We start from the raw sequence: 25194 nt of genomic DNA on the forward strand, positions 1-25194 counted from the left end.
GCCTGCTTTTCAGGGACGTGCTTTTCGACGACGCGTCACGAGCAGCGGGTGCCGTTCAACGTGAAGTTCGTCGGGTTGCCGTTCGAGCCGTTCCAGGTGCCCTGGAAGCCGAACGAGGTGGTCCCGCCCGGCGGGATCGACCCGTTGTACGACAGGTTCCTCGCGGTCACCGACGACCCGCTCTGGGAGATGTCGGCGTTCCAGTAGCCGGTGATCTGCTGGTTGTTCGGGAAGGAGAAGCCGAGGTTCCAGCCGTTCACCGCGCTGGAGGAGGTGTTGGTGACGGTCACTTCGGCGGTGAAGCCGCCCTGCCACTCGTTCTTGCTGTAGCTGACCCGGCAGGCACCGCCGCCGCCGTTGTTGCCGCCCTGCGTCGGGCTGGGCGAGGGGCTCTGGACCACGCCGCCGATGCTGTAGGAGAAGTTGTTCACCGCGAGGCCGGCGCCGCCCACCCAGGGCTCGAATCCGGCCTGGACGCTGGTCAGATACCACGACCGCTGGGCGTATCCCCTGTTCACCATGTCGTTGTAGAAGTCCCGCACGGCGAAGCTGATGGAGTTGGTCGGGGAGGTGCGGACGTAGGAGACGACGTTCCAGCCGGTGTTGCCGAACCAGACGTCCCAGGTGCCGCCCGCGATGTTGACCGTCCCGACCCTGGAGCCGACGGGCTGGACCGAGCCGGTGTGGTTCAGCCAGACCATCAGCTCGGCGCCGGTGTTCTGACCGTCCGTACGCGGCGTCGGGTCGAACCAGATGTCGTACGCGGCGTCGTAGACCCCGGAGCCCGGGTAGCTCATGCTGACGCTGGTCTGCACCGAGTTGAACTGGCTGTTGCTCACCGACAGGGGCAGGCCGCTGCCGCTGGAGCAGTTGGCGTAGTGGCAGCCCGCGTACACCGCGGGGTAGGCCGCCGGCGCGCCGTTCTGCGCCTTGTTGTGCCCCGCCTGCGTCACCGTGAAGCCGTTGTTCGTCACGTTGATGCACTGCTGGGCGTCGCTGCCCCAGACGTTGTTGATGACGACGTACTTGCCGCCCTGGATGGTGGTCGCACCATACTTCTCGCAGATCGTGGTGTCCGCGTGCGCCGCCTGACCGACGACGAGCGACGCGGCGACGGAGCCGAGCAAGGCGAGGCCCGCCGTGATCATTCGCATCTTCATGCCCCGGACCATAGGCACCGGGCCGAGGCGGGCGACATGGGCCGATTTGGTCGACAATCTGGACGAAATCCCGACCAGCGACAACGCCCTTACGGAAAGTGAAACTTTCAGTCACATGAACTGTCCGGCCCGCGGAACACCGGCGTGCGCCGCCCCTCTCCGGGGAGTATGGCGGCAGGAGTCGCAGGAGGAGGTGGGAGCGGTGTCCGTCACGGTCCGCCGCGTGTACGAGGATCCCGCGCCCGGGGACGGCACCCGGGTGCTGGTCGACCGGGTGTGGCCGCGCGGCCTCACCAAGGAGGCCGCTCATCTGGACGAATGGATCAAGGACGTGGCGCCGTCCGGCACCCTGCGCACCTGGTACGGCCACGTCCCCGAGAGGTTCGGCGAGTTCCGCAGCCGCTACCTCGCCGAGCTGGACGCTCCCGAGCGCCAGGCCGCCCTCGACCGGCTGCGCCGGCTCATGGAGAACGGCCCGCTGACCCTGCTCACCGCGACCAGGGACGTCGAGCACAGCCAGGCCGCCGTCCTCGCCGAGGTCCTGTCCGAGCCCCGCCGCTGAATCGGGAACGGCTCGTAGTCGGCAGGGGAAGGCCGCACTACGGGAGACCGGACATGGTCGGCGTCGACGCCACGCGTCGAAGTCTGCGCAACAGGGAGAGCCACCACAATGAGAAGCCACCACGCAGCAGCACCGCAGGCGAAGTTTCACCCACCAGCGAGAAGAAAGCACAGAAGATTGCCAGCGCCAGACGCAAGCGGGTGATTCCGGCGAAGAGTCGGTTGGAAGTACGTATCACCCCAGATGACAAAGACCTCATCGAGCAGGCCGCGTTCATCTCGCGGGAGACGACCACCGCTTTCGTTCTTCAAGCCGCTCGATCCGCGGCGGAGGAGGTCCTACGCCGGGAGCGACTCACCGTGGTTCCACCGGATTTCTACGACGAGATCCTCGCGTCGCTCGATGCTCCACCGGCGCGGAATCGTGCGTTGACCGAGGCGGCACGGAAGAACCGCGACATCATGGATCGGTAGGTAAGTAAGTCGTGTACATCACGCAGCCTCTCGGCCAGGAACACAGCCTGGAAGACTTCGATTGCGGAAAGGATGAGCTCAGCGCCTGGCTGAAGCAGTTCGCCTCGCACGCGCAGGCGATGAAGACCGCTCGAACGTTCGCCTGGACTCGCGAACACGACACGAACGTTCTGGCCTATTACTCCATCGCCGGGCACGCGATCGAAAGGGCGCAGGTGCCACCCAAAATCGGGCGCGACAGCCCCGAGCAGGTGCCTGCGGTGATCCTGGCACGACTGGCGCTCGACCGGCGACTGCAAGGGCAGGGACTCGGCAGCAGGCTGCTTGTCGACGCCCTTGACCGGATGGTCCGGGCCTCCAAGGAGGTGGCGTTCCGTCTGGTCGTCGTCGACGCTGTCGACGACGAGGCTGCGCACTTCTACGAGAAGTACGGATTCAGACGGTTTCCGGGCGAGACGAAGTTATTCCGAAAGCTGAGCGACATCGAGCGCGACCTGACCGATCTGTAGATCGGCCTGGGAGCGGCTGACGCAGCGAGGCGCCGTCTGGGCCACGCGCAGCAGAGCCATCCGGCTCCGGCTCCGGCGGGCGTACGAACAGGGCTCGGTCTCGATCAGTGGACCGCGCTTCAGTGGACCGCGCGGGTCCGGCGGCCGCCGGTCAGGTTGAGCCGGACCATGGCCGGGAGACGGCGCAGGCCGAGCGTGGTGCGCAGGTCGGGGACGGCCTCGTCGTGCAACCGGGTGACCAGTGCCCCGAGGTCGGCCGGTTCCTCGGCGGAGACGCCGATGTCGAGGTGCGGGTCGTCGGACGGGCCGCGCAGCACGGCGTGCGCCCGGCGGACCTCCGGATAAGTGCTGACCTGCTCGGCCAGGGCCTCGCTCGCGGGATGCGCGTCGACCTCGGTGACGCCGGTCGTGCCCGACTCCAGGCGCAGCCGCCGCGGCCGGTCGACCCGCAGCAGCGCCAGCAGCCAGGCCAGCCCGATGAGCCCGATCACGAATGCGACGGCGGCCACGACGGGCCAGAACCACGGCGTGGTCGCCGCGAAGCTCCTGGCCCCGGCGTCCACCACCGGCTCCCGCGCCGCGGCGTCGCCGAAAGCGCCCAGCGCCCGCGCGATCGCGAGGCCGCCCACCGCCAGCAGGACCAGGCCGAACACCGCCAGGCCGGTCCGGTTGCCCTTGCCCGATCTCGTCTTCACGTCCTGTCTCCTTCGCCTACGACTTCGCCTACGACGGGCCGCGGACGCGCACGTTCAGGGATATGTGATGGGCTGGGGCGAGCCGGGCGAGCTCGTCCTCGACGGCCGCGCGCACGCGCTCCGCGAGCGCCTTCGTGTCGCGCAGGTCGGTCCTGACCGACACGTCCGCGTGCCAGCCGCGCATCCTGGTGCCGGCCGCGCGCACGCCGTCCACCTTTCCGGCCCTGGCACCGAGCGCCCGCGCCAGCGCGCGGCGCGGCAGGCCGACCACCAGGTCGGGGTCTCCGGTGCGCAGCGCGATCATCCGCCCCCGGCCGGGGACCACCGCGATCAGGATCAGCACCAGGCCGATCAGGGCGAGCGCGGATGCCACCGCGAGGGTGCGGCCGTCGTTCCAGGCCGTCGTGCTCGCCCAGCGGGCCCACTGTTCGTACGGCACGAGCCTGACGGGCCGCCCCAGCAGCGCGGAGACCACATGGACTGTGGTGAGACCCCCGATCGCCAGCAGCGCCAGCGCGGCGACCGCGGCAGGCAGCCCGCGACTGGGCCGGAAGGCCCCGCCGGCTCCCCCGGCCCCGAACCCCCGCATCGGGACGAAGCGCGGCACCTTCTCAGGCGCCTGTCGGCCTTCGGTCATCGCCATCCTCCCGCTCGGCCCTTCACGCGAGCCTGTGTCCCCGCCTCTGCTCGGGCACGAGCTCCACGACCTCGATGTCCACGTTCTCCACGGCGACGCCGGTCAGCTCGCGCAGCCGCCGCCGTACGTGCTCGCGGATCTTCGCGGCCAGCCGCGGCACCGGCGCCGGATATCGCAGGGCCAGGTCGCAGTGCACCGCCGCGACCGCCCCGCACACCGACGCCGTCACGTGGGGCGGGCCGGCGACGTGCTCGTCCTCGCTCGCCAGTTTCTCGGCGATCCGCGTGAAGGCACGGTCGGAGATCGTCGTCGTCCCGTGCTCCGTGGGCACGCTCATTGCCGTCTCGGGTGCATCTGCGGCAGGTGTACGCCGCCTTCGAGCACCAGGCCGACGACGAACCCGACGACGCCGAGGACCAGCACGATGATGAACGCGGCGAGGCCGCCGAAGGCCCCGACCACCCCGAGCACCGTGCCGAACAGCAGCCCCACGAGGCCCCAGACCGGATAGCCTTGCATGATCATCCCTTCTTTCCGCCGTCGTCTGTGACCACGTCGGCGATCGTCACGTCCACCCTCCGGCCGCCCGCCAGGTCGCCGATGGCGTCACGCACCAGGTCGGCGACCTCCGGCAGCGGCCTGCCGTACCGGGCGACGATGTCGACCTCGATCGCGTCGTCGCGTACGGCGACGCCCGGGACGAGACCTCCCGGCAGGTACGTCGCGACCACGCCGAACGGCCCCCGGGACAGGCCGGCCACGTCGGGACACGACAGCACGCGGTCCGCGATCCGGCGCGCTGAGACCTCTCGTTCCGGGGCCTCTCGTTCCGGGGCCGGGCGTTCCGGCGTTTCCGCTCCTGCGTCCCGCTGCCGGGGCGGGCCCTGCGGAGCGCCGGGCCCGGCCCGCTCGGGCGTCGTGACCCGCCCGGGCTCCGCTCCCGCGTTCTCCGGCACGGCGTTCATTGGACCCGTGGCTCCCCGTCGCCGGGCGTCTGCGGCTCCTGCTGCCGCGGCAGGTGGACGTCGTCGACCGCGATGTTGACCTCGGTGACCTCCAGCCCGCACATGCGTTCCACGGCGCGGATCACGTGGCTCCGCACCGCCTGTGCGAGGTCGGGGATCGCGACGCCGTACTCGACGATGAGGTGGATGTCCACGGCGGCCTGCCGCTCGCCGACCTCCACCGACATTCCTCGGGTGACACCATCCTCGCCGCCGAGCGCGCCCCTGATCGCGCCGAACGCGCGGGCCGTGCCGGTGCCGAAGTCGTGGACGCCGTCGATCTCACGGGCCGCGAGGCCGGCGATCTTGGCGACCACCTCGTCGGAGATCGTGGTGCGGCCCCGCTCCGTCACCAGACTGGAGCCGCCCATGGTCCCGAGGGACCGCCCGGGTGCCGGCTCGACGGTCGCGGTCGACGTTCTGGTCTCGGTCATGTGACTCACCCGCTTCACGCGCGCAGTAGATACCGCTTACCGCCGATACACGCCCGTAATACCCGGTTTGCGCACAGTAATCGTCCGAGGTGGGGCGAGTTTGGGTCACCGGAATCCCTCTAACACACCAAGACCGGCGAATCCGGCGACGACCGTAACGGACAGCACTAAGCCAGAGATCAAGTCCGCCGAAAACTGCCCGGTATGTACCGGATCGAGTTTTTGTGTGCCTGTCTAGGGCATTCATACCGTTCAGTCGGATCGCAGCGCCGTACGGCGTGACGGGCGGACGGCCGGAACGGCGCATCGGGCGGCCAGTAGGAGGCGCGATCATGAAAGACGGACTGAAGGTGGCCCTGGCTGTGATCGCGGGCTACTACCTCGGCCGGCACCACAAGCTGCGCCTGGCGATGGTGCTCGCGCTGGCCATCCTCGCCGCCCGTCTCAAGGGAGAGGGGGCCGCGGGAGCCCTCCTCGAACAGGTCCCCAAGATCCTCGGCGGCGCCGCCCCCGACCTCGGCAAGATCACCGAGCGCGTACGCGGCGACCTGCTGGACATCGGCAAGGCGGCGGCCATGCGCGCCACCAGCCGCCAGATCGACAACCTGAGCGACAGGCTGCACGAACGCGCCGAGGCCCTCCGGCAGCCCAAGGGCCGGGGCCGGGCCGCGGTGCTGGAGGAAGAGGAAGAAGAAGAGGAGAGGGAGCGTCCGGAGGAGGCCCGCCGCCGGGCGCCCCGCCGCCGCCCGCCCCAGCGCAAGCCCGAGCCCGAGCCCGAAGAGGCCTATGAGGAGGAAGAGGAGTACGACGAGGAGCCGTACGAGGAGGAGGCAGCGGAGCCCGAACCCGAGGAGCGGCGCCGGCCCCGGGTCCGTCCCACCCGTCCCGTGGTGCGGAGGAGGTGAGACCGATGGCCGGACAGACCCGAGAACGCAGCCAGACGCAACGATCGCGAGCCCCACATGCGCCGGACACGGGAGCGCTGCCCACGCAACGGCTCGGCGAGGAGTTCCAGAACCTCGCCACCGCAGTGGCCGAGCGCGCGTTGTCGCGGGTCGCCGAGAAGATCGATGGTCTGGCCGGCCGTCTCACCGACTATGTGGAGCACGGCGGCTCCGGGCTGTTCAGCGCGCTCACCGGCAAGGAGAGCGGCGGGCGGCAGGCGCTCGGCGGGCTGCTCGGCGGCCTCACCCACGGACAAGGCGCCCGGGGCCTGCTCAAAACGGCGGCCGACCGGCTCGGCGCGACGGGCGGAGGCGGCCTGCTCGGCACCGTCGCCAGCGCTCTCACCGAAGACGGCGGAGGCGGCCACCCCGTGCGCGCGGCCCTCATGGCGTACGGCAAGGAGAAGATCAAGGGGCTGTTCGGCGGGGGCGGCGGAGGCAAGGGCCGCAAGGGCAAGAAGCTCAAGGTCACCAACATCGTCGAGGCGCTCGACATCGGCGCGCCGCTCCGCCTGGTCTACAACCAGTGGACGCAGTTCGAGGAGTTCCCGAGCTTCATGAAGAAGGTCGAGACCGTCGAGCAGAAGTCCGAGGAGAAGCTCGGGTGGAAGGCGCAGGTCTTCTGGTCCCACCGCACGTGGGAGTCGACCATCGTCGAGCAGGTCCCCGACAGCAGGATCATCTGGCGGTCGCAGGGCCCGAAGGGCTTCCCGGACGGCTCGGTGACCTTCCACGAGATCGCTCCCGAGCTGACCCGGGTGCTGCTCGTCATCGAATATCACCCGCAGGGTTTCTTCGAGCACGTGGGCAACCTGTGGCGGGCCCAGGGCCGCCGCGTCCGGCTCGAGTTCAAGCACTTCAGACGGCACGTCATGACCAACGCCCTGCTGCGTCCCGACGAGATCGAGGGCTGGCGGGGCGAGATCCGCGACAGTCAGGTCGTCAAGGACCACGAGACGGCGCTGCGCGAGGAGCGCGAACGCGAGGAAGGCAGGGAAGGCGAGGAGCCCGAGGCCGAGCAGCCCGAGGAAGCCGGTGAAGGCGAGGAGGCCGAGGAGTCCGAAGAGTTCGAAGAGGAGCCGTACGAGGAGGAGGAAGAGGAGGAGCCGGAGCGGGCGCGCAGGCCGGCGTACGCGGGCGCCCGGGCGGGCGGACGCGAAGGACCCACCCGTGGGCCCGCGGACGGGCCCGAGGAGCCCGGCGCGAGGCCATCGGCCAGGCGGCGCGGGCCGGAGGCCGAGCGAGGTGCCGCCGAACGGCCCCCGAGGCGCGAGCAGGCCCGCGGGGGCGAGCAGGCCCGCGCGGACGAGACCGAAGAGACGGGCGAGGCCGAGGAGCAGCCGGCGCGCCGCCGTCCCCTGATCCGGCGCCGCCGTTCCCCGGAATAGGAGGCGACCACGCCTGACGGCCGCTCGTACGCCGGGCGGAGCGAGTGATCGGAAACACGACAGAGAACCGAGGAGGGGAAGCGCATGACGGTAGCCGTTCCACCGGCTGGTGGCGGCGGATTGCCGGGCCGATCATCGGGATCGGGCCTGGCGGACGTCATCGACACGATCCTGGACAAGGGCCTCGTGATCGACGCCTACGTGCGGGTCTCACTGGTCGGCATCGAGATCCTGACCATCGACGTACGCGTCGTCGTCGCGAGCGTCGACACCTATCTCCGCTTCGCCGAGGCGGTGAACCGCCTCGACCTGGCGTCCCAGAAGCAAGGGCTGCCCGACCTCCTGTCGAGCGCGCCGCAGAGCGTCGCCCGCGGCAAGACCAAGGGCATGGTCCAGGGCGTGCTGGAGGCGGCCGGAGAGAAGCTGCAGGACATGAGGGAGAGCTACGTGGACGAACCCGCGCCGCGTGCCCGCCGGCGCCGACGGGAGGAGGACTGAGATGACGGGCTCCACCAGGCAGTCCGGGGCGGGCGACCAGGCCGAGGCTCCCCCGCGCAACACCGCGTGCTACGTCTACGGCATCCTCCCCGAGGACGTCGAGATCAGCGAGGACGCCGTCGGGGTGGGTGATCCTCCCCGCCCGGTCACGATCGTCAGGCATGGTGAGATCGCCGCTCTGGTCAGCGACGTCGATGTAGACCGTCCCCTCGGCCGCGCCCAGGACCTGGTGGCCCACGAGCAGCTGCTCGACGAGGCCGCGGCGGAGGTCCCCGTGCTCCCCCTGCGGTTCGGCGCCGTGATGACCACGCCGGAAGCGGTCGTGGAGGAGCTGCTGGCCCCACATCACGACTCGTTCGCGGCCGCCCTGAAGCAGATCGAGGGCCGGGCCCAGTTCGTCCTCAAGGCGAGGTACGCCGAGCAGCCGGTGCTGGTCGAGGTGCTGACGGAGAACGCCGAGGCCAGGCAGCTACGCGAACGGATCAGGCAGTTGCCCGAAGAGGTGACGCGCAACGAACGGATCCGGCTCGGCGAGCTGATCACCCAGCTCATCGCCGCGAAGCGCGAGGCCGACACCCAGGCGGTCGTCGACCGCTTCGAGCCCTTCACCGCAGGCGCGGTGGTCCGCGACCCCAGCCACGAACGGGACGCCGCGCACGTCGCGTTCCTCGTGGAGAACGACCGCCAGGCCGACTTCGAACGCGTCGTCGGAGAGCTGCGCTCCGAGTGGGGCGACCGGGTCGAGGTCCGGGTGCTCGGGCCGATGGCGCCGTACGACTTCGTCACCACCTGACTCACGAGAGGAGGCCGCCGTGGGACTGATCGGTTTGCTGTTCACCTGGCCGCTCGCCCCGGTCCACGGCGTCATCAAGCTGGGCGAGCTGATCCAGCAGCAGGTCGAGCACGAGCTGCGGGATCCGGCCGCGGTCCGGCGGCGGCTGGAGGCCATCGAGGAGGCCAGACGCTCGGGTCAGATCTCCGAAGAGGAGGAGGCCCAGGCCGTGGAGGAGATCCTCAAGCTCATGAGCGGCCCGCCAAGGAGGTGACCGCCTGATGCCTCCCCGGCGAAGAGCCCGTTATGACGAGGATCCCGCCTCCTTTCGGCGGCGGGCCTCGTCCGGCGTGCCCGTCGAGGAGGACGGGCCGTACGACGAGGTCGAGGACGACAACGAGGACGAGTTCGATGACAGGGACGATGACAGGGACGAGCCGCGCCGGCGCCGGGCCACGCTGAACGCGGTGTCCGCCGGACGGCTCGGCCAGCGCTACATCGCGGATCTGACGTCCAAGGAGACCGAGGGGGTCACGTCGGTCGAACCCGTCGAGGACGGCTGGCTGGTGGACGTCGAGGTCGTCGAAGACCGCAGGATCCCGTCGACCGGCGACATGCTGTCGCTCTACGAGTGCCGGCTGGACGACGAGGGCGACCTGATGTCCTACCGGCGCACCCGGACCTATCGGCGCGGCACGGGCGCCTATGGGGGTGGGCCATGACCGATCCCCGCTCGCGTCCCGTCCTGCGCGAGTCGTCGTACGGGCCGCCGCCCGTCATGGGGCGGGAGTCGACCAACCTCGGCGACATCCTGGAACGCGTGCTCGACCGCGGCATCGTGATCGCCGGCGACATCAAGGTGAACCTGCTGGAGATCGAGCTGCTGACCATCAAGCTGCGGCTCGTCATCGCCTCGGTCGACACCGCGCGGGAGATCGGCATCGACTGGTGGGAGCGCGACCCGTGGCTCAGCGGCAGGGACCAGGAGCTGGTCGATGAGAACCGCCGGCTGCGCGAGCGCCTGAGCGCGGTCGAGGAGCGCCTGCTCGCCTGGGAGGAGCGTACGGAACTCGAACCGGGCGAGCCCGCGCAGGAGCGAACGGGAGATCGCACTGCTGAGCGGCGGGGCGACCGCCGGCCCGAAGCGCGCGAGCGCCAGGCCGAGGCCCGCGACCGGCGGTTCGGCCGCCCCCGCGGAACGGAGCCCGGCGATGCGTGACGGCCACCCCGCCACGAGCGAGCACGCCCCTCCCGGCGGGCCCGGGCAGGGGGTCTACCTGTACGCGGTGACGCTCGCCGGGAAGCCCGGGGAGATCGGGACGCCCGGGGACAGCGGGATGCCCTGGCACAGCGCGGAGAACGGCGGGCGCGCGGAAAACGGGATGCACACCGAAAGCGCGGAGCGCGCAGAGGGCGTGGACAGGGCGGGCGGCGCGGCGCACGCGGGCAGCGCGGGCGGTGGGGAGAGCGCAGAGCGCGCGGACAGCGCGGCGCACACGGGCGGCGCGGGCGGTGAGGCGCACGCGGAAAGCCGCGAGCGCCCGGCCGGCCTGCGCGGGGTCATGGGGGGCGTGGTGCGGCCCGTGCCTCGCGGCGGGCTCGTGGCCCACGTCAGCGATGTGCCTCTCGACCGGTTCGGCGAGGAACCGCTGCGCCGCTCGCTGGAGGACCTCGACTGGGTGGAGGGAGTCGCCCGGGCCCACCACCGGGTCGTCGAGGCCCTGGCTGCGGCCGGGCCGACCGCCCCGGTGCGCCTCGTGACCGTCTACACCGGCGAAGATCAGGTCCGCGACCTTCTCGACCTGCGGCACGACGACTTCATGGAGATCCTGTCGCATGTCGCGGGACGGCGGGAGTGGGGCGTCAAGGCCTACCTGCGCCGGGACGCGCCGCCCCCTTCCCCGGTGCCCCGTTCCCCGGCGCCCGCGACCGCCGCCGCGCCCGGTGGCGACAGCCCCGGCATGGCCTATCTGCGCCGGAAGAAGGAGAGCCTGCGCGGCAGGGAGGACCTGTGGCGCGCGGCGGCCGAGCGAGCGGAGCTCCTGCACGCCGAGCTGGGACGGATCGCCGTGGCGAGCCGCCGCCACCGCCCGCAGGACCCCCAGTTGTCCGGGCGGAGCGAGTCGATGGTGCTCAACGGCGCCTACCTGGTGGATCCGGCCCGCGAGGAGGAGTTCGCCGCGGTGCTCGACAGCTATCGCGACCGGGTCCTCGATATCGAGCTGACCGGCCCGTGGGCGCCCTATTCCTTCACCTCGATCGACCTCGGGGCCGGCCGGGCCGGAGGCGTGCGATGACGCCCGAAGGGACCCCGTCGTACCTGCCGGAACGGTCGCGGGGCACCGCCCTCGCGGCCGAGGGCCGCCTGCCGCCCGAGCGCGTGGCGCTGGTCGATCTGCTCGACCGGCTGCTCGCCGGCGGCGTGGTGATCGCCGGCGACATCGTGCTGTCGATCGCCGACATCGACCTCGTCCGCATCTCCCTGCGGGCGTTGCTCGGCTCCGTACGCGGCAGCGAGCCGTTCGACCCGCTCGGTGAGCCGTACGGCGCGAGGGGCGGGCGGGCGACGGGCGATCGCGGCGGCAGAGAGGTGAGTGAGGATGACCGGTGGTGAGGCCAGGGGCTCCCCGTGGAACACGGCGGCGGGGCCGTGGCGGCTGGGCGTCGAGACCGAGACCAATACCGGCGGTGCGGACCAGTGGGAGCCGGCCCGGTGGGAGCGGGATCAGCCTGAGCCCGACAAGTCCGAGCCCGACAAGTCCGAGCCCGACAAGCCGGATCAACGGGAACCGGGCCACTGGGAGCGGGGCGCGGAGCCTGGGCGGGGCGGCCCGTGGCGGCTGAACACCGACCCGGACGCGGTGCGGCGCGACCTGAGCCGTCTCGTGCTCACGCTGGTCGAGCTCGTACGCCAGCTCGTGGAGCGGCAGGCCATCCGGCGGATGGACCAGGGTGACCTGTCCGACGAGCAGGTCGAGACGCTCGGCCTGACGCTCATGCGCCTGGAGGAGGCCATGAACGAGCTGTGCGAGCGGTTCGACATCTCGCCGTCCGACCTCAACCTCGACCTGGGCCCCCTCGGCACGCTGCTGCCCACCGACTCGCCGTGAACCCGGGTGTGTACGACCAGGTGACGGGGGTAGTCGGAGCAGACCGGCCGGGGGGGAGATGTCATGGCCGCCCGCGACTGGGGGGCGTGACAAACCGGTCGCAGACCCCGCGGTACCGGGGCATTCGGTACTGGGGCATTGGGGGAACGTATGGGGGGATTCGACGCGTCCGCGTACGGGCGGGCGATCGCCGACGTCTACGACGAGATGGTGAAGCACCTGCCCACGGGTCCGGCGGTCGAGCGCGTCGTCCGGCTGGCCGAGGGAGGGCCCGTCCTGGAGTTCGGGATCGGCACCGGCAGGCTGGCGCTTCCCCTCGCCGCCCGCGGCCTGGCCGTGTCGGGCATCGACGCGTCGCCCGACATGGTGGCGGTCCTCCGCGGCAAGCCCGGCGGCGACCGCATCCCTGTGACCATCGGCGACTTCTCGGAGGTGCGGGCCGAGGGGCGGTTCGCGCTCGTGCTGCTGGCCTTCAACACCGTCTTCGCGCTGCCCTCCCAGGACGCCCAGGTGCGGTGCTTCCACAACGCGGCGGCCCATCTGCGGCCCGGCGGGCGCTTCGTGATCGAGGCGTGGGTGCCGGACCCCACGGCCTTCCATGACCGGACGTCGCTGCGGCTGCTGTCACTCAGCGATGACGAGGTCGTCGTGGAGGCCGCCCGGCTGAGCCCGGCCGAGCAGTTCATGCACACCACGAGACTGCGGATGACCCCGGACGGCCTGCGGTTGCTGCCGGCCAACCACCGCTATGCCTGGCCGTGCGAGCTGGACCTCATGGCCCGGCTCGCCGGGATGCGGCGGGAGCACCGCTGGGCCGACTGGTCCGGCGCTCCGTTCACCGACGACAGCCGTGCCCACGTGTCCGTCTACCGTCTACTGGAGAGCTGATGCAGTTACCCGTGCCCAGAGGGCCGCTCACCGACCGGCTCTTCGCGGAGCTGGCCCGCCCGCCACACGTCTTCCGAACGCCGCCCACCGGCCCGTACGACGACCGGTGCTTCGGCGAGGAGGACGCCCATCTCGCGCTGTTCGTCTGTTACGAGCTGCACTACCAGGGCTTCGACGGCGTGGACGACCGCTGGGAGTGGAACCCGTCGGTGCTCGCCCTGCGGGAGCGCCTGGAGGCATGGTTCGAGGGGTGGCTGGCCCGGCGCGTGCCCCGCCCGCCCGCTCCGCCGCCCCGGCAGGTGCCCCGAGCACTGGCCGCGCTGGTGGCGGCCGACAACGGCCCGTCCCTGTCGGCGTACCTGCGCACGAGAGGCGACACCGCGCAGTTCCGCGAGTTCGTGGTCCACCGGTCGATCTACCAGCTCAAGGAGGCCGATCCCCACACGTGGGGCATTCCGCGCCTGCTCGGACGGCCGAAGGCCGCGCTGGTGGAGATCCAGTCCGACGAGTACGGCGGGGGCAGGCCGGAGCGCATGCACGCCGAGCTGTTCCGCGCGACCATGCGCGGGCTGGGCCTCGACGACTCCTATGGCGCCTATCTGGACCACGTCCCCGGGGTGACGCTCGCGATCAGCAACGTCATGTCGCTGTTCGGGCTGCACCGCCACTCTCGGGGCGCGCTCCTCGGGCATCTCGCGGCGTTCGAGATGACCTCGTCGCTTCCCAACCGCCGCTACAGCCAGGGCCTGCGGCGGCTGGGCGGCGACGCCGGCGCGCGCCGCTACTACGACGAGCACGTGCAGGCCGACGCCGTACACGAGCAGATCGCCGCGCACGACCTGTGCGGCGCGTTCGCGGCGGAACACCCCGGCCTGACCGGCGACATCATGTACGGCGCCGCCTGCGCGCTGGCTCTCGACCGGCTCTTCGCGGAGCACCTGCTGGACCGCTGGCACGAGGGACGCACCTCCCTGCGGGAGGCGGACGCCGAGGCGGCGGTGCGATGACCACGCCCGGCCGCCGCCCCCGTCGACCAGGCCGCGCCGAGATCGACTACGTGCTGCCGCTGCGCTGGCAGGACGACGCCGGGCTGGCGGAGCTGACCGGTTACCTGCGTTTCCTGTCCAGATATGCCCGGATCGTAGTGATCGACGGTTCACCGTCGCCGCTGTTCGAACGGCACGCGCACCTGTGGCGCGGCCTCGCCGAGCATGTGCGGCCCGACGATGACCTGACGATCGCGAACGGCAAGGTCGCGGGCGTCCTCACCGGCATGCGCCGCGCCCGCGCCGAGCACGTCGTCATCGCCGACGACGACGTGCGCTACGACGTGGACGCGCTCGCCCGGGTGGACGCCCTGCTCGACGACGCCGACCTCGTCCGTCCGCAGAACCATTTCCACCCGCTCCCCTGGCACGCCCGCTGGGACACCGCCCGCACCCTGCTCAACCGCGCCCTCGGGGCGGACTATCCGGGCACCTTCGGCGTACGCCGTTCGACGTTCGAGAAGATGGGCGGCTACGACGGCGACGTGCTGTTCGAGAACCTGGAGCTCATCCGTACGGTCCGGGCCCACGGCGGCCGGGAGGCCCGGCCGCTCGACCTCTACGTGCGGCGCCTGCCGCCCGACGCCCGCAGGTTCTGGTCACAGCGGATCCGGCAGGCGTACGACGACCTGGCGCAGCCCGCGCGGATGGCGGTCTTCCTCGCCGTCCTCCCCTGCCTGGGCGCGGCTCTGTGGCGGTGTCGGATGGTGCCGGTCGCGGCGGGAACGGTCGCGGCGGGAACGGTCGCGGCGGCCGGCCTGGCGGAGATCGGACGCCGCCGCGCCGGAGGCCGCCGGGTCTTCCCCGCCACGGCGAGCCTGTTCGCGCCGGTCTGGGTGCTCGAACGCGCCGTCTGCAGCTGGGCGGCCCTCGCCGCGAGGTTCGCGCTCGGTGGCGTGCCATACGCGGGGCGGCGGCTGCGGGTCGCCGCGCACTCGACGCGCCGGCTCCGCCGCCGGGCGCTCCAGGAGCCCGCGCCCTCCGGATGGGGTCTTGCCGGCCGGCGGCCGGTGCGTCGTCAGGCGGGCGGGTCGGGCTCGCTCGTCGCGCGGAACCCGGCCGCCTTGTGAGAGCCGTCGCAGAACGGCTTGGTCGCGGACCGGCCGCAGCGGCACAGCGCCACCGTGGCCCTGCCCGGATCGATACGCCGTCCGTCCTGTGTCATCAACGTGAACGGCCCGCGCACCAGCAGCGGGCCGTCCTCGCACGGTGTCACCGTAACCGCCGTCACCGGGACCGCCATCACCGTGTCCGGGTCCTCCGCCATGTGCTCCATGCGGAGCAACCTGCCCGGAACGGTGACGGCATAACACCTGGTCAGCGGCGCATGGTCAGTCCCATCTCGCGCAGTGGGCGGAGGGGCTGAAGGCCCAGCATCCGGCCCGGCCCACGTCCGTTCCGTCCGCCGCGAGCGCGAACCCGGCGTACTGCACGCCGAACGCGCCCGGGACGCCCGACGGGCTGGGCCCGCCCGGCTTCACGCTCGGCGGGGCGAAGGCCCATCGCGGCGTCGCCGTGCCGCTCGCCTGCCCGCCACCCGAGAGCGGCGCGGAGTGGCCGGACGTACGGCTCCGCCAGGGCGCCAGGCTCCAGCAGCCGGCCGTGCCGTCGTCCCCGCACCGCTCGTGCGTATGGGCGACCAGCGGCGGCAGCGGCAGATATCCCGGGATCGCGATCGGTGCGGTCGGCGGCTGTCCACCGGCTGGGGGCACCACCGACGACCGGCCGGTGAGCGGCGCGGGGATCTCCCACACCGGGCTGCCCGGCGACGTCGGCACGGCCGTGGGAGCGGACGTGGGCGTCACGGCCGGAAGGGCCGCCCCCGTCGGCGTCGCCGCACCGCCCGCCTGTGGGACGGCGGGTGGCGAGGCGGCGGGAAGCCCGGTAGAGGTGACGGTCACGCTCGGCCTGGGTGCCGGGGGCTGCTGGGTCGGAGGTTGCTGGGTCGGGGGCTGCTGGGTCGGCTTGGCCGTCGATGTGCCGCCCGGTGCCTGCGTGTCCGTGGGTTTTGGACTGGATGTGGCGTTGCCCGTCGGCTTCTCGGACGGTTTGCTGGTCGGTTCGTTCGTGGGCGTGCTCGTGGGCTTCGCAGTCGGTTCGCCTGTGGGCGAGGCGCTCGGTTGCGTGCCCGGTTGCGTGCTCGCCGTCGTGCCCGGGTTGGGCGAGACGCTCACCTGGACGGGCGCCTGCGGGCTGGCCTGCGGCGTCGCGGGCGGGGTCGTAGGCGGGGTCGTAGGCGGGGCCGTGGGCGGGGTCGTGGGCGGGGTCGTGGGCGGGGTCGTGGGCGCGGCGTGCTCGTCGCCCGCCTTGGGCGCGTTCGCACCGCTCGCGGCGGGTGCGGGCGTGGCAGGTGCGGGCGTGGCGGGACCGGCGCCCTGAGCCGCGGCACCCTGCCCCGCAGCACCCTGCGCACCCGCGCTCTTCGCCGCAGCACCCTGCCCCACAGCACCCGGCCCCACAGCACCCTGCCCCACAGCACCCGGCCCCGCGGCACCCTGCGCCGCCGACGCGGTGGGGCCGCCGCTCGCGGTCGGTGCAGGCGCTCCCTGGCCGTTCTGGCCCGGCTGGCCGCTCTGGCCGTTCTGGCCCGGCTGGCCCGGCTGGCCCGTCTGTCCGGGCTGTCCCGGAGCCGCGGTGGCACCGCCACTCGCCGTCGGAGCCGCGCCACCCGGCCTGTACGGCGACGGAGTGGCCGGAGGCCGCGGGGCGGAGTTCCCGGCGTGGCTGCCACCGATGTTCCGTGAGGTGCCGGAAGGACGGTCGGTGCCGGCCTGCCGTGAGGTCCCGGAAGGCCAGTCGGTGCTGGTCCGGCCGGAGCCCTGCCGGTTGTCGGCACGGGTGTCGCGAGCCGTACGGTCACCGGAGGCACGGCTCGGGACTCGGCGGTCCTGATCACGCGATTGGTGGGCCGTCCGGTCGCGGGTGGAGGTGCCGGTGGGCTCGTCGCCGGTGCGGCGCGGCGCGATCGTGGTGCTGTCGGGTGCGTTCGCGGTGTGGCCGGGTGCCTTCGCGGTGGTCCGGGCGGAGTCGTCGCGGGCAGAGCCGGACGCATCACTCGAACGGCCGGACGAACCACCCGGAGCGCGGGACGAACCACCCTGACCGCTGAACGAATCACGCGCGCCGGACGAGTCCTGCTCCGCGCCCGGCACGTCATCGGAACCGCCCGAGGAGCGGCGGGAGGCGTCGGAGAAGCCGCGGGCCGCATCGGACGAGTCGCCGGACGTGCCTGCGGAGGAACCGGGGCCGGCCCTGACCTCCGTACGTGTGCCGGACGAGGCGTCGTCCGAGGCGGTCGCGACGTCGTCATGCACGCCGGCACGCGCACCACCGGAGCCGCCCGACGAGGAGCCGGGCGCCGAATCCGACACCGGATCCGATGACGACGAGTCGAGCGAAGAGGACGAATCCGACGAGAACGACGAAGCGCGGCCGGGCTCGTCGGACGTCGGCGCGGCCAGGGGGGCGGCACCGTCTATCGGCGGGGGGGCATCGCGGCCGGGGTCGGCCACGGCCGCCCAGGGCTGCGCGACGACGGCGCCACCGGTCGCGGACACCGCTGCGAGGAGCAGGCCGGAGACCAGGGTGGCGCGCCGGGAGGACATTCGGGGGGTCATTGAGGCTCTTCCTCGATCTAGGGAGTGGGCCGGGGACCGATGAGGGACTTCCAGCCCGCCGCGGCGAACTCGGGTGTCCCTGGGAGAGCGGCTGCGGGCACGGACGGAGGCGTCGGGTCGGGGATGTTCACCCAGTCGCCCTTGTCGGCACCGCGCATATCGGGTTTCCACGCCATCAGCAGGCTCATGGCGTAGGGGCTGGAGTAGACGGGGCCGGTGGCACCGGCGCCCGTGGTCGCCGTCACCTGCACCAGGACGGAGACCTGCACCTGGTCCTCGGAGCGGACCTTCCACTGGACGCCGATCGTCTGCGTCCGCAGGGCCGCCCCGGCGGGCAGTTCGCCTTCGGGGGGAAGGCCGAGGGTCTCCCGCCAGCCGCGTACGGCGTCGCGAGCACCCTCGCGTGCCGCCTCACGCTGGTCCGGCGGGGCGTACAGCGCGGCCGCCTGTTCCGCCTGGCCGAGGTCGAGCGTCCAGGCGGCCTCCAGGGCGGCGGCCGCAGCGGACGCCGCCCCGATCTCGGTGTGCGGGAAGCCGACGGGATAGCCCCCGTCGCCCTCGTGACCGGTGGGCACCGCCAGCGCGACGGTCGGCGCGACGACGTGCGCGGGCTTGGGCGGCGCGTCGGCGTGCCGGGTCTGCAGGACGATCACCGCGACGGCGATGACGGTGACGACACCCGCGATGGCGACGACCAGGTGCCGGGGATCCCACCGTCGCGGCGGTCCCAGGTCCCAGTCGAGCGCCGGATCGGGAATGACCGGTCCCACTACTTGCTCCGGTCCGTCCGCTGCGAGAACGCCTGCCCGGCGGCGGCGGCGAGGCGCAGGTACGCGCCGCGAGTGGTGGGCCGCAGCCGGGCCAGATCGACCTCCGCGCCCTCCTTGAGGTGCGGGTCGAACGGCACCCGCACCACCGTGCGGCAGCGTCCGGCGAAGTGGCGTTCGAGCAGGTCGACGTCAACGTGCGACTTCGGCTCGACCGCGTTCAGCACGACGATGGCGTTCCTCACGAGGTGGCCGTGGCCGTGGGCGGTGAGCCAGTCGAGGGTGGCGGCGGCCGAGCTCGCGCCGTCCACCGCGACCATGGTGACCAGCACGATCTGGTCGGCGAGCTCCAGCGTGGCGCCCATGGCGCCGTGCAGGAGCCCGGTGCCGCAGTCGGTGATGCAGATCGAGTAGTAGCGCTCGATCAGGTTGGCGACCGTACGGTAGTCCTCGGCGTTGAACGCCTCGCTGACGGCCGGGTCGGTGTCGGAGGCGAGCACCTCCAGCCGGGCGGACGACTGCGACGTGAACGCGCGGGCGTCGGCGTACCGCACGATGTGCGGCGCCTCGGCCAGCAGGGTCCTTATCGTGGCCGCGGTCTCCGACTTGACCTTGATGCCGAGCGTCCCCCTGTCGGGGTTGGCGTCGATGGCGATCACCCGGTCGCCGCGCAACGAGGCCAGCGTGTTGCCCAGCGCCGCCGTCGTCGTGGTCTTCCCCACCCCGCCCTTGAGGCTCATGACCGCGATCCTGTGGTGACCGCTGGCGACGGGCGTCTGGGCCTGGGCGATCAGCGTGCGCCGTTCCAGCTCCGCCGCCGACTCCGAGGGGATGATCCGGCCGCCGGAGAGCTGGTAGACGAGCCGCCGCCATCCGCTGGTGGGCTCGATGCGGCGGTTGGTCAGCAGATGTTCGGCCGTGAGAGGCACGCTCTCCGGGAACTGCTCGGCAGGAGTGGGCACCGAAGTGTGGATCTCGGTCATGGGCGGGTCCTTTCACCGAGGACGGGAGGAAACAGAGGCGGTCAGCAGGTGCTCCATCGCACGGTGGCGGTGCCTTTCTTGCCCTTCGGGCCGTGCAGTTCGAGCGGCGCCGTCACGGGCGAGGGGACCCCGCACCAGTAGCGGACGCGCAACGCGCGCACGGTGAGCACGTCGGTGTGCCCGGGCTTGAGCGTTCCACTGGACGGCTCGACCACCAGGCCAGGAGCCGTTATCCGCCATTTCACGGGTTTTCCGGAGGTCGTCGAGAGAGTGAGGGTTCCTCTCCCGAACGCGTCGAGTGCGACGACGGACGGCGCCTGCACACCCCAGGCGCCCATCAGGAAGACGCCCGGACGTGTGGGAGTGTCCGGAGCGGCGCCCTGTCCGCCGGGTTGCGCGGCGCCCCCGCCTGTGGCGCCCCCTGCCGCCGTGCTCTGTTCGCCGCTCTGTCCCCCGCTTTGTCCCCCGCTCTGTGCTGTGCCCCCGCCTGTGGCACCCCCGTTCGCCGTACTCTTTTCCCCGCTCTTTCCGTCGCTCTGATCCCCGCTCTGTGCGGCGTCCCCGTCCGTCGTGTCCTGTCCGCCGGGCTGCGCGGCGCCCCCGGCCGTGGTGTCCCCCGCGGCCGTCGCGGTCACCGTGACCCGGGGCGCGCCCATGCTGGTGGTGCCCTCGGCACCCGCCGCACCGTCCGCCGTACCACCCGCCGCGCCGTTAGCCGCGCCGTTAGCCGCGCCGTTCGCCGTGCCGTCCGCTGCGGGGTTCGCCGCGGGGTTGCCCGCCCCCGTTCCCGCCGGATCGGCGGACGTCTGCGCGACGTTCGCCTCCAGCGCCCCCTTATGGGACTGGGGAGCGGGAGCGAAGAGGTTGATCCCCGTCACGGTCCCCGCCGCCCCCGCGACGACGACGATGACGATGCGTAAGGCGGTCGCCCGAAGCAGTGAGCCGACCCGGGCCAGGACCGCGACGATCCTGATCTGCGCACCGGCGGGCGGCCTGTGGGCGGAGCCTGCCTCCCCGGCCGTACCGGTGGTGTCGTGGACAGAGGCCATTGCAGGGACGGTGCCGGCAGCGGGGGCAGGGACCACCTCGGCGGCATGCGCCAGCGCCTCCCTGGCCCTGATCTGCGAGAGCAGGGCGTTGTAGAGAGGCGTGTCCTGCCCCGGCTGCAGCGCGGCGCTCTCTCCGGAGGCCGGGTGCGCCCTGCTCGCCACCCCGGGGAACGGGTTGGGCCGTTGCGTGGCGCGTGACCTCAACGTTCCTGACGGCCACGGCAGGCTCGGCTGGGTGTCCTCCTGGGAGATGGGCCGCACCGGGCGCTCCGGCCGCTCGGCCCCTGGAGTCCCCGCGGCCGACGGTTCCGCCTTGGTAGCCCCCGCAGTCGGCAGTACGCCCCCAGGAGCCGGCGTGAGCGGCAGCGCGGCCCCGGCAGTCGCCGCAGCCTGCGGCATGGCCCCGGGAGCCAGCGTGGTCGGCAGTTCGACCCCGGCGGTCGCGGCAGTGTCGGCAGGACGCGGCGCTTCCGGCAGCGAGGGCAGGAGGCCGGGCCTCGTGTCGTCCCGGTCCTCCCCGTCCTTCCGGGACGGGGGGCGGGACTCTTCCCGGGACCCCACCGGCGACAGACCGGAGCCGGGCGGCACCGACGGCGGGCCCGGCGGCGTCGCCCCTGGGACCGCAGGAGCCGCCGGCGTGCCTGGCGGCGACGCGGAGACCGCCGACGCGGGCGGCGGCGATATGGGGGATGCCGACGCAGGCGCGGCGGGAGCGGGTGTGGACGCCGCCGCAGGCGCAGGCGCGGGCGCGGGCGCGGTGCCCACGGGAGCGGACAGCGGCATGCCGAACGACGATGGGGGCCGCTGCCCCGTCCGCTCCGCCGGAGCAGAAGGCGGAGGGGACGCTGGAGCAGACGGCGCAGAGGACGGCGGTGCCGAGGATTGCGGTGCGAACGCCGGATGGGACGCCGAAGGACGCTCCGAAACGGATGGCGACGAAGACGCCCGGGCGGACGCCGGAACGGACGGCGAAGAGGACTGCGGCGCGAACGCTGGATGGGACACCGAAGGGCCCGCCGGATGGGACGGCGGAGGAGACGCCGGGGCCGATGGTGGCGGGAACGGCGGAAGGGACGGCGGAGTGAACACCGGCGCGGTCGGCAGAGCGGACGCCGAAGGGGGCGCCGGGACGGGCGGCGGGGCGGGCCTGGCTCTGTGGCTGGCCCTGCTCAGGGCGTCCAGAAGTCGCTGCCTGGTCTCGGGCGTGAGGTCGGCGACCGGAGGGCGGGACAGGATCTGCGGAACGGTGTATCGGATGTTGATGGGCCGTTTGCACACCACGCACGTCACGATGTGCCGGAGCAGCGCCGTACGGGCGGTGCCGAAGTCGGCCGCCTCGCCGTGCTCGTCCGGGAAGACGGCGGCGGCCAGCGGAGCGAGGTCCGGGCAGATCGGACGGCCCCGGGCGAGGCCGTCCAGCCCGCTCACGAGGATCTCCACCACGTCCTGGGTGCGTGCGATCAGCCTGCCTGCCTCCTTCAGCGGCAGCGCGAGCACGTACACGAGATCCCGAAGCGGGAGTTCGTGACGGTAGAGGAGGAGCAGCGTCTCCGCGCCCAGCGGGTCGGCCAGGCGCCACGCGCGCCGCACCGCGAGGTGGTCGGGTCCGCCGGACCCGGGCCCGGGCACGAATCCCCGCCCCGGGCCGGTGGCGACCTCACGGCGCAGCGCGGACAGCAGCCAGGCCCGGTCTGAAACGTTCCCGGGCCGTTCGCGGGCCGCGCACGACTCCAGAGCGGCGGTCACCGCCGCGAGCATGGGGCCGGACGCGAGATGGCCGGAGGCATAGTCGACGAGGTGGGCGCCGTGTTCGTCCACCCACGTCATCCCCTGGCCGGGGTCGAGCGTCACATCCCCGACTGGCGGGCTCATGCGCACCGGATCGGGGTGAGGACGACGACGGCGTCATGTTCGGCCAGAGCATCCCTGCGACTTAGGCATGGCACTTGCCTAACAGGAAATCTTGATGCATACCGATACATAGAACGAGATCTTAGACTGACCGCGATGTGTTGGGAAGGAAAAGAACCAGAGAAATCCTGAGTTGAGGATAAGCCGCAAATAACACCGATATGGTCATCCGAAAGGGATCTGGTAGCGGCTCCGTATCGTCTCCCGACTTGTCTGGAGAACTTGCGGACCATGATTGCTTCCGCCACCCCGACAGCCCGGATGACCTGCCCCTTCATTCCGCTTTCCGGCACGAGCGACATTCGGCGGCGGGCGGGTTTCGGTGCCGGCCTTTCACCCGTCATCCGATCGCCACATCCGATATGAATAGCCTTCATATTTCTGGGGAATAACCAGCGTTCCATGCTTTTTCAGCATTACAGCATGCGCACGCGCGGTCTCTGCGTGAAGCAGCCTCCGCCCACCTCGGATCACCCTCGAACGGCCGCCGCGAGGTCGCGAAAACGTGATCTCCAACGATCTTCGACGACCTTCCACGATCTTCAACACTCTCCGGCGATCTCCGCGATTTCCCGCGCCGGAGGCCGTCCGGCACGTGTCGAATCGGACTGACACTCAGGCGGCGTCTGCCTTCGTTGACGTGACGCCCGCAACCACCGGTGCCGGGGACCACGAAGAGACGTGCGTGGAGGCCGTCGTCGTCCTGTTCAACCGGGACCTGCGAGTTCACGATCATCCGGCGCTGTCCGAAGCGTGCGCCGCGGCCCGGCACGTCGTTCCGCTGTTCGTTTTCGACCCCGCCATCGGGGCCCGGCACCGCCGCGACTTCCTCCTCGCGTCCCTCCACGACCTGCGGTCGTCCCTGCGCGCGCTCGGCGGAGACCTCGTCGTACGGCACGGCGACCCGGTCGCCCATGCCGTACGGACCGCCGGGGAGACGGGCGCGGCGGCGATCTGGGCGAGCGAGGACGTCAGCCCGCTAGCGCGGCGACGCGAACGGCGATTGGCGGAGGAGTGCCAGGCCCACCGGCTGGAGTTCCGTCTCTTCCCCGGCGTGACCGTGGTGCCCCCCGGCGCGCTGCGACCCGGCGGCGGGAGCCACTACCGCGTCTTCTCCCCCTACTGGCGGGCCTGGTCGGCCACCGCGAGACGGCCGGTCCTCGGCGCGCCCCACCGCCTGTCCCTGCCACGTGGTGTCGATCCCGGCGTCCTGCCCGGGGCGTCCCCCACGCCGTACGGGATCGTGCGGGGCGGGGAGGACGAGGCGCGGCGGCGGCTGGAACGGTGGGTGAACGACGGCCTGGCCTCCTACGCCGAGACGCGCGACCTGATGGCGGGGCGCACCTCGATGCTGAGCGCCTACCTTCACTTCGGCTGCCTGTCGCCGTCCGAGGTCGTGGCCCGCGCCTGCGAACGGCCCCGCAGCGAGGAGTACGTCAGGCAACTGTGCTGGCGCGACTTCCACTACCAGGTCGTCGACGCGTTCCCCGACATGGGCCGGCGCGACTACCGGCCGAGGGACGTGGACTGGCGGCGCGACGAGGAGGCGGAGGCCGCCTGGCGAGAGGGCGCGACCGGGGTTCCGATCGTGGACGCGGGCATGCGCCAGCTACGCGCCGAGGGCTGGATGCACAACCGGGTGCGCCTCGTCACCGGCTCCTACCTGACCAAGCGGCTCGGGATCGACTGGCGGGCCGGGCTGGAGCACTTCGCCGAGTGGCTGCTCGACGGCGACATGCCGAACAACTCCGGCAACTGGCAGTGGGTCGCGGGCACGGGCAACGACACCCGGCCCTACCGCACGCTCAACCCCCTGCGCCAGGCGAAGAGATTCGACCCCGACGGGGAGTACGTGCGGCGTTACGTCCCCGAACTCGCCGCGCTGCCCGGCCACCTGGTGCACGAGCCGTGGAAGGTGCGCGGCGGGGTGCCGGGCTACCCCTCCACTCCTCTCGGCGGCGAGCTCAGTGCGTGACGGCCGCCGAGCCCGTCCCGCCGTCCGGTCAGAGTTCGGCGTCGGGAGTCGACCCCGCCCGGACCATGATCATGCCCGTCCCCGGCGCTTCCGTACGGCCATGGGCGGAGCACGTCATGGCTGTCTCCTCGTCATCCTGTCGAGCTGGCCGACGACCCATTCGCGATAGTCCTTCGACAGCGGATCGGCGCCGACGATCCCCTCGACCATCCGGGGCAGCGCAATAGGCGCGAAGGCCAGCGCGTAGGCGACCAGCAGGACGAACTCGGCGTCCAGCTCGCCGGTGATCTCGCCCTCCTCCTGACGGCGGCGGGTCCGCTCCACGGCCTGGTGCAGCCGGTCTCGCTGCGCCGTCGCCCATTCGTCGTCGCTCTCGGGGGACGAGCCGTCGCCCAGCGCCTGCCAGATCACCAGCCGGGACCAGTCCGGGTTGTCCAGTGTCGCGTCGAGGTGGGCCGCCACGCTCTCGGCGTACGTCGCGCCGGGCGGCGTCACGTTCTCCTGCGAGCGTGCCCACCTGCGCCGCAGTTCCTCGACGAGCCCCTGTTTTCCGCCGAAGTAGTACGAGATGAGCTGCTGGTTGACGCCCGCTCGCGCCGCGATGGCGGCCGTCCGGGCTCCGGCGTACCCCTTCGCACCGAACTCCTCGACCGCCGCCGCCAGGATCCGCTCGCGGGTCCGTTCCGCCGCCTTCCCACGCTCTTGTGGTGCGCGCCGCCCTGATGAAGCCATGCGTCGCACCCTAGCCAATCATGTGGTTGAGTGACAAAAA

At 72.1% G+C, this 25194-nt stretch carries 32 protein-coding genes; 19 read left to right on the forward strand and 13 right to left on the reverse strand.

The window, feature by feature from the left end:
- Positions 1 to 35: 35 nt before the first annotated feature.
- Positions 36 to 1160 carry a GH12 family glycosyl hydrolase domain-containing protein gene (locus tag OHB01_RS07510; protein ID WP_205830589.1) on the reverse strand — a complete coding sequence of 375 codons (1125 nt, stop codon included), beginning with the start codon at positions 1158 to 1160 and terminating at the stop codon, positions 36 to 38.
- A 202-nt stretch (positions 1161 to 1362) separates the two neighbouring features.
- Between OHB01_RS07510 and OHB01_RS07515 the strand changes: the two genes are divergently transcribed.
- Genes OHB01_RS07515 through OHB01_RS07525 form a run of 3 tightly spaced genes read left to right on the forward strand, consistent with a single transcriptional unit; the run spans position 1363 to position 2704 of the window.
- Complete coding sequence (locus OHB01_RS07515; RefSeq protein ID WP_260617372.1) at positions 1363 to 1722, forward strand: DUF488 domain-containing protein; 360 nt, start codon at positions 1363 to 1365, stop codon at positions 1720 to 1722.
- Positions 1723 to 1775: 53 nt separating this feature from the next.
- The gene (locus tag OHB01_RS07520) at positions 1776 to 2195 is read left to right on the forward strand and encodes a DUF1778 domain-containing protein (RefSeq protein WP_328855139.1); all 420 of its coding nucleotides are present in this window, start codon (positions 1776 to 1778) and stop codon (positions 2193 to 2195) included.
- Between the two features lie 11 nt (positions 2196 to 2206).
- The gene (locus OHB01_RS07525; RefSeq protein ID WP_147943071.1) at positions 2207 to 2704 is read left to right on the forward strand and encodes a GNAT family N-acetyltransferase; all 498 of its coding nucleotides are present in this window, start codon (positions 2207 to 2209) and stop codon (positions 2702 to 2704) included.
- A 119-nt stretch (positions 2705 to 2823) separates the two neighbouring features.
- Here OHB01_RS07525 and amaP read toward each other — a convergent pair whose 3' ends face one another.
- The 6 genes from amaP to OHB01_RS07555 are packed head-to-tail and all read right to left on the reverse strand — an operon-like array spanning position 2824 to position 5474.
- On the reverse strand, positions 2824 to 3399 hold the full coding sequence (amaP, locus tag OHB01_RS07530; protein WP_147943070.1) for an alkaline shock response membrane anchor protein AmaP: 576 nt from the start codon (positions 3397 to 3399) through the stop codon (positions 2824 to 2826).
- 28 nt (positions 3400 to 3427) lie between these two features.
- Positions 3428 to 4036, reverse strand: coding sequence for a DUF6286 domain-containing protein (locus OHB01_RS07535; RefSeq protein ID WP_142649364.1), 609 nt, complete (start codon positions 4034 to 4036; stop codon positions 3428 to 3430).
- A gap of 22 nt (positions 4037 to 4058) precedes the next feature.
- Positions 4059 to 4373 (reverse strand): Asp23/Gls24 family envelope stress response protein, encoded by a 315-nt coding sequence (locus tag OHB01_RS07540; RefSeq protein WP_142649365.1) that lies wholly within the window; start codon positions 4371 to 4373, stop codon positions 4059 to 4061.
- Positions 4370 to 4555, reverse strand: a complete 186-nt coding sequence (locus OHB01_RS07545; RefSeq protein WP_142649366.1) for a hypothetical protein — start codon at positions 4553 to 4555, stop codon at positions 4370 to 4372. The genes OHB01_RS07540 and OHB01_RS07545 overlap by 4 nt, the downstream gene beginning before the upstream one ends.
- A 2-nt stretch (positions 4556 to 4557) precedes the next feature.
- Positions 4558 to 5001: a hypothetical protein gene (locus tag OHB01_RS07550; RefSeq protein WP_312845760.1), complete on the reverse strand. Its 444-nt coding sequence runs from the start codon at positions 4999 to 5001 to the stop codon at positions 4558 to 4560.
- Positions 4998 to 5474, reverse strand: a complete 477-nt coding sequence (locus OHB01_RS07555; protein WP_142649367.1) for an Asp23/Gls24 family envelope stress response protein — start codon at positions 5472 to 5474, stop codon at positions 4998 to 5000. The genes OHB01_RS07550 and OHB01_RS07555 overlap by 4 nt, the downstream gene beginning before the upstream one ends.
- A gap of 332 nt (positions 5475 to 5806) precedes the next feature.
- Between OHB01_RS07555 and OHB01_RS07560 the strand changes: the two genes are divergently transcribed.
- The 13 genes from OHB01_RS07560 (at position 5807) to OHB01_RS07620 (ending at position 15190) form a co-directional block, all read left to right on the forward strand.
- Positions 5807 to 6379: a hypothetical protein gene (locus tag OHB01_RS07560; RefSeq protein WP_142649368.1), complete on the forward strand. Its 573-nt coding sequence runs from the start codon at positions 5807 to 5809 to the stop codon at positions 6377 to 6379.
- A gap of 5 nt (positions 6380 to 6384) precedes the next feature.
- Positions 6385 to 7806: an SRPBCC family protein gene (locus tag OHB01_RS07565; protein ID WP_328855140.1), complete on the forward strand. Its 1422-nt coding sequence runs from the start codon at positions 6385 to 6387 to the stop codon at positions 7804 to 7806.
- Positions 7807 to 7890: 84 nt separating this feature from the next.
- Positions 7891 to 8304, forward strand: coding sequence for a gas vesicle protein GvpJ (gvpJ, locus tag OHB01_RS07570; protein WP_142649370.1), 414 nt, complete (start codon positions 7891 to 7893; stop codon positions 8302 to 8304).
- A gap of 1 nt (position 8305) precedes the next feature.
- Entirely contained in the window at positions 8306 to 9097 is a 792-nt protein-coding gene (locus OHB01_RS07575) for a GvpL/GvpF family gas vesicle protein (protein WP_142649371.1), read from the forward strand.
- Between the two features lie 19 nt (positions 9098 to 9116).
- Positions 9117 to 9350 (forward strand): gas vesicle protein GvpG, encoded by a 234-nt coding sequence (locus OHB01_RS07580; RefSeq protein ID WP_142649372.1) that lies wholly within the window; start codon positions 9117 to 9119, stop codon positions 9348 to 9350.
- Positions 9351 to 9357: 7 nt separating this feature from the next.
- On the forward strand, positions 9358 to 9798 hold the full coding sequence (gene gvpO, locus OHB01_RS07585; protein WP_328855141.1) for a gas vesicle protein GvpO: 441 nt from the start codon (positions 9358 to 9360) through the stop codon (positions 9796 to 9798).
- Entirely contained in the window at positions 9795 to 10295 is a 501-nt protein-coding gene (locus OHB01_RS07590; RefSeq protein WP_142649374.1) for a gas vesicle protein, read from the forward strand. The genes gvpO and OHB01_RS07590 overlap by 4 nt, the downstream gene beginning before the upstream one ends.
- The gene (locus OHB01_RS07595) at positions 10288 to 11373 is read left to right on the forward strand and encodes a GvpL/GvpF family gas vesicle protein (protein WP_328855142.1); all 1086 of its coding nucleotides are present in this window, start codon (positions 10288 to 10290) and stop codon (positions 11371 to 11373) included. Before OHB01_RS07590 ends, OHB01_RS07595 begins: the two co-directional genes overlap by 8 nt.
- Entirely contained in the window at positions 11370 to 11690 is a 321-nt protein-coding gene (locus OHB01_RS07600) for a gas vesicle protein (protein WP_142649375.1), read from the forward strand. Before OHB01_RS07595 ends, OHB01_RS07600 begins: the two co-directional genes overlap by 4 nt.
- Entirely contained in the window at positions 11677 to 12186 is a 510-nt protein-coding gene (locus OHB01_RS07605) for a gas vesicle protein K (protein WP_240971701.1), read from the forward strand. The genes OHB01_RS07600 and OHB01_RS07605 overlap by 14 nt, the downstream gene beginning before the upstream one ends.
- 150 nt (positions 12187 to 12336) lie before the next feature.
- Positions 12337 to 13074: a class I SAM-dependent methyltransferase gene (locus OHB01_RS07610; RefSeq protein WP_328855143.1), complete on the forward strand. Its 738-nt coding sequence runs from the start codon at positions 12337 to 12339 to the stop codon at positions 13072 to 13074.
- The gene (locus tag OHB01_RS07615; protein ID WP_147943067.1) at positions 13074 to 14081 is read left to right on the forward strand and encodes an iron-containing redox enzyme family protein; all 1008 of its coding nucleotides are present in this window, start codon (positions 13074 to 13076) and stop codon (positions 14079 to 14081) included. Before OHB01_RS07610 ends, OHB01_RS07615 begins: the two co-directional genes overlap by 1 nt.
- Entirely contained in the window at positions 14078 to 15190 is a 1113-nt protein-coding gene (locus OHB01_RS07620; protein WP_328855144.1) for a glycosyltransferase family 2 protein, read from the forward strand. Before OHB01_RS07615 ends, OHB01_RS07620 begins: the two co-directional genes overlap by 4 nt.
- Here OHB01_RS07620 and OHB01_RS07625 read toward each other — a convergent pair.
- Both OHB01_RS07625 and OHB01_RS07630 read right to left on the reverse strand, forming a co-directional pair.
- Positions 15139 to 15396: a CDGSH iron-sulfur domain-containing protein gene (locus tag OHB01_RS07625; protein WP_328708978.1), complete on the reverse strand. Its 258-nt coding sequence runs from the start codon at positions 15394 to 15396 to the stop codon at positions 15139 to 15141. The two genes, OHB01_RS07620 and OHB01_RS07625, sit on opposite strands and share 52 nt — an antisense overlap.
- A 55-nt stretch (positions 15397 to 15451) precedes the next feature.
- The gene (locus tag OHB01_RS07630) at positions 15452 to 16021 is read right to left on the reverse strand and encodes a hypothetical protein (protein ID WP_142649379.1); all 570 of its coding nucleotides are present in this window, start codon (positions 16019 to 16021) and stop codon (positions 15452 to 15454) included.
- A gap of 118 nt (positions 16022 to 16139) precedes the next feature.
- Here OHB01_RS07630 and OHB01_RS07635 point away from each other — a divergent pair, with 118 nt between their 5' ends.
- Both OHB01_RS07635 and OHB01_RS07640 read left to right on the forward strand, forming a co-directional pair.
- Positions 16140 to 16499 (forward strand): hypothetical protein, encoded by a 360-nt coding sequence (locus OHB01_RS07635; RefSeq protein ID WP_328855145.1) that lies wholly within the window; start codon positions 16140 to 16142, stop codon positions 16497 to 16499.
- A gap of 555 nt (positions 16500 to 17054) precedes the next feature.
- Positions 17055 to 17222, forward strand: coding sequence for a hypothetical protein (locus OHB01_RS07640; RefSeq protein WP_168066184.1), 168 nt, complete (start codon positions 17055 to 17057; stop codon positions 17220 to 17222).
- 532 nt (positions 17223 to 17754) lie between these two features.
- Here OHB01_RS07640 and OHB01_RS07645 read toward each other — a convergent pair.
- The 3 genes from OHB01_RS07645 to OHB01_RS07655 are packed head-to-tail and all read right to left on the reverse strand — an operon-like array spanning position 17755 to position 22408.
- Positions 17755 to 18507 carry a hypothetical protein gene (locus OHB01_RS07645; protein WP_142649380.1) on the reverse strand — a complete coding sequence of 251 codons (753 nt, stop codon included), beginning with the start codon at positions 18505 to 18507 and terminating at the stop codon, positions 17755 to 17757.
- Positions 18507 to 19487: a MinD/ParA family ATP-binding protein gene (locus OHB01_RS07650; protein ID WP_142649381.1), complete on the reverse strand. Its 981-nt coding sequence runs from the start codon at positions 19485 to 19487 to the stop codon at positions 18507 to 18509. The genes OHB01_RS07645 and OHB01_RS07650 overlap by 1 nt, the downstream gene beginning before the upstream one ends.
- A 41-nt stretch (positions 19488 to 19528) precedes the next feature.
- On the reverse strand, positions 19529 to 22408 hold the full coding sequence (locus OHB01_RS07655) for a hypothetical protein (RefSeq protein ID WP_328855146.1): 2880 nt from the start codon (positions 22406 to 22408) through the stop codon (positions 19529 to 19531).
- 679 nt (positions 22409 to 23087) lie between these two features.
- Here OHB01_RS07655 and OHB01_RS07660 point away from each other — a divergent pair.
- Positions 23088 to 24422 (forward strand): deoxyribodipyrimidine photo-lyase, encoded by a 1335-nt coding sequence (locus tag OHB01_RS07660; protein ID WP_328708974.1) that lies wholly within the window; start codon positions 23088 to 23090, stop codon positions 24420 to 24422.
- Positions 24423 to 24536: 114 nt separating this feature from the next.
- Here the strand turns inward: OHB01_RS07660 and OHB01_RS07665 are convergent, their stop codons facing one another.
- Complete coding sequence (locus OHB01_RS07665) at positions 24537 to 25154, reverse strand: TetR/AcrR family transcriptional regulator (RefSeq protein WP_147943060.1); 618 nt, start codon at positions 25152 to 25154, stop codon at positions 24537 to 24539.
- Positions 25155 to 25194 lie beyond the last annotated feature (40 nt).

The organism is Microbispora hainanensis (genome assembly GCF_036186745.1).
In the GTDB taxonomy this organism is placed as follows: Bacteria; Actinomycetota; Actinomycetes; order Streptosporangiales; family Streptosporangiaceae; genus Microbispora.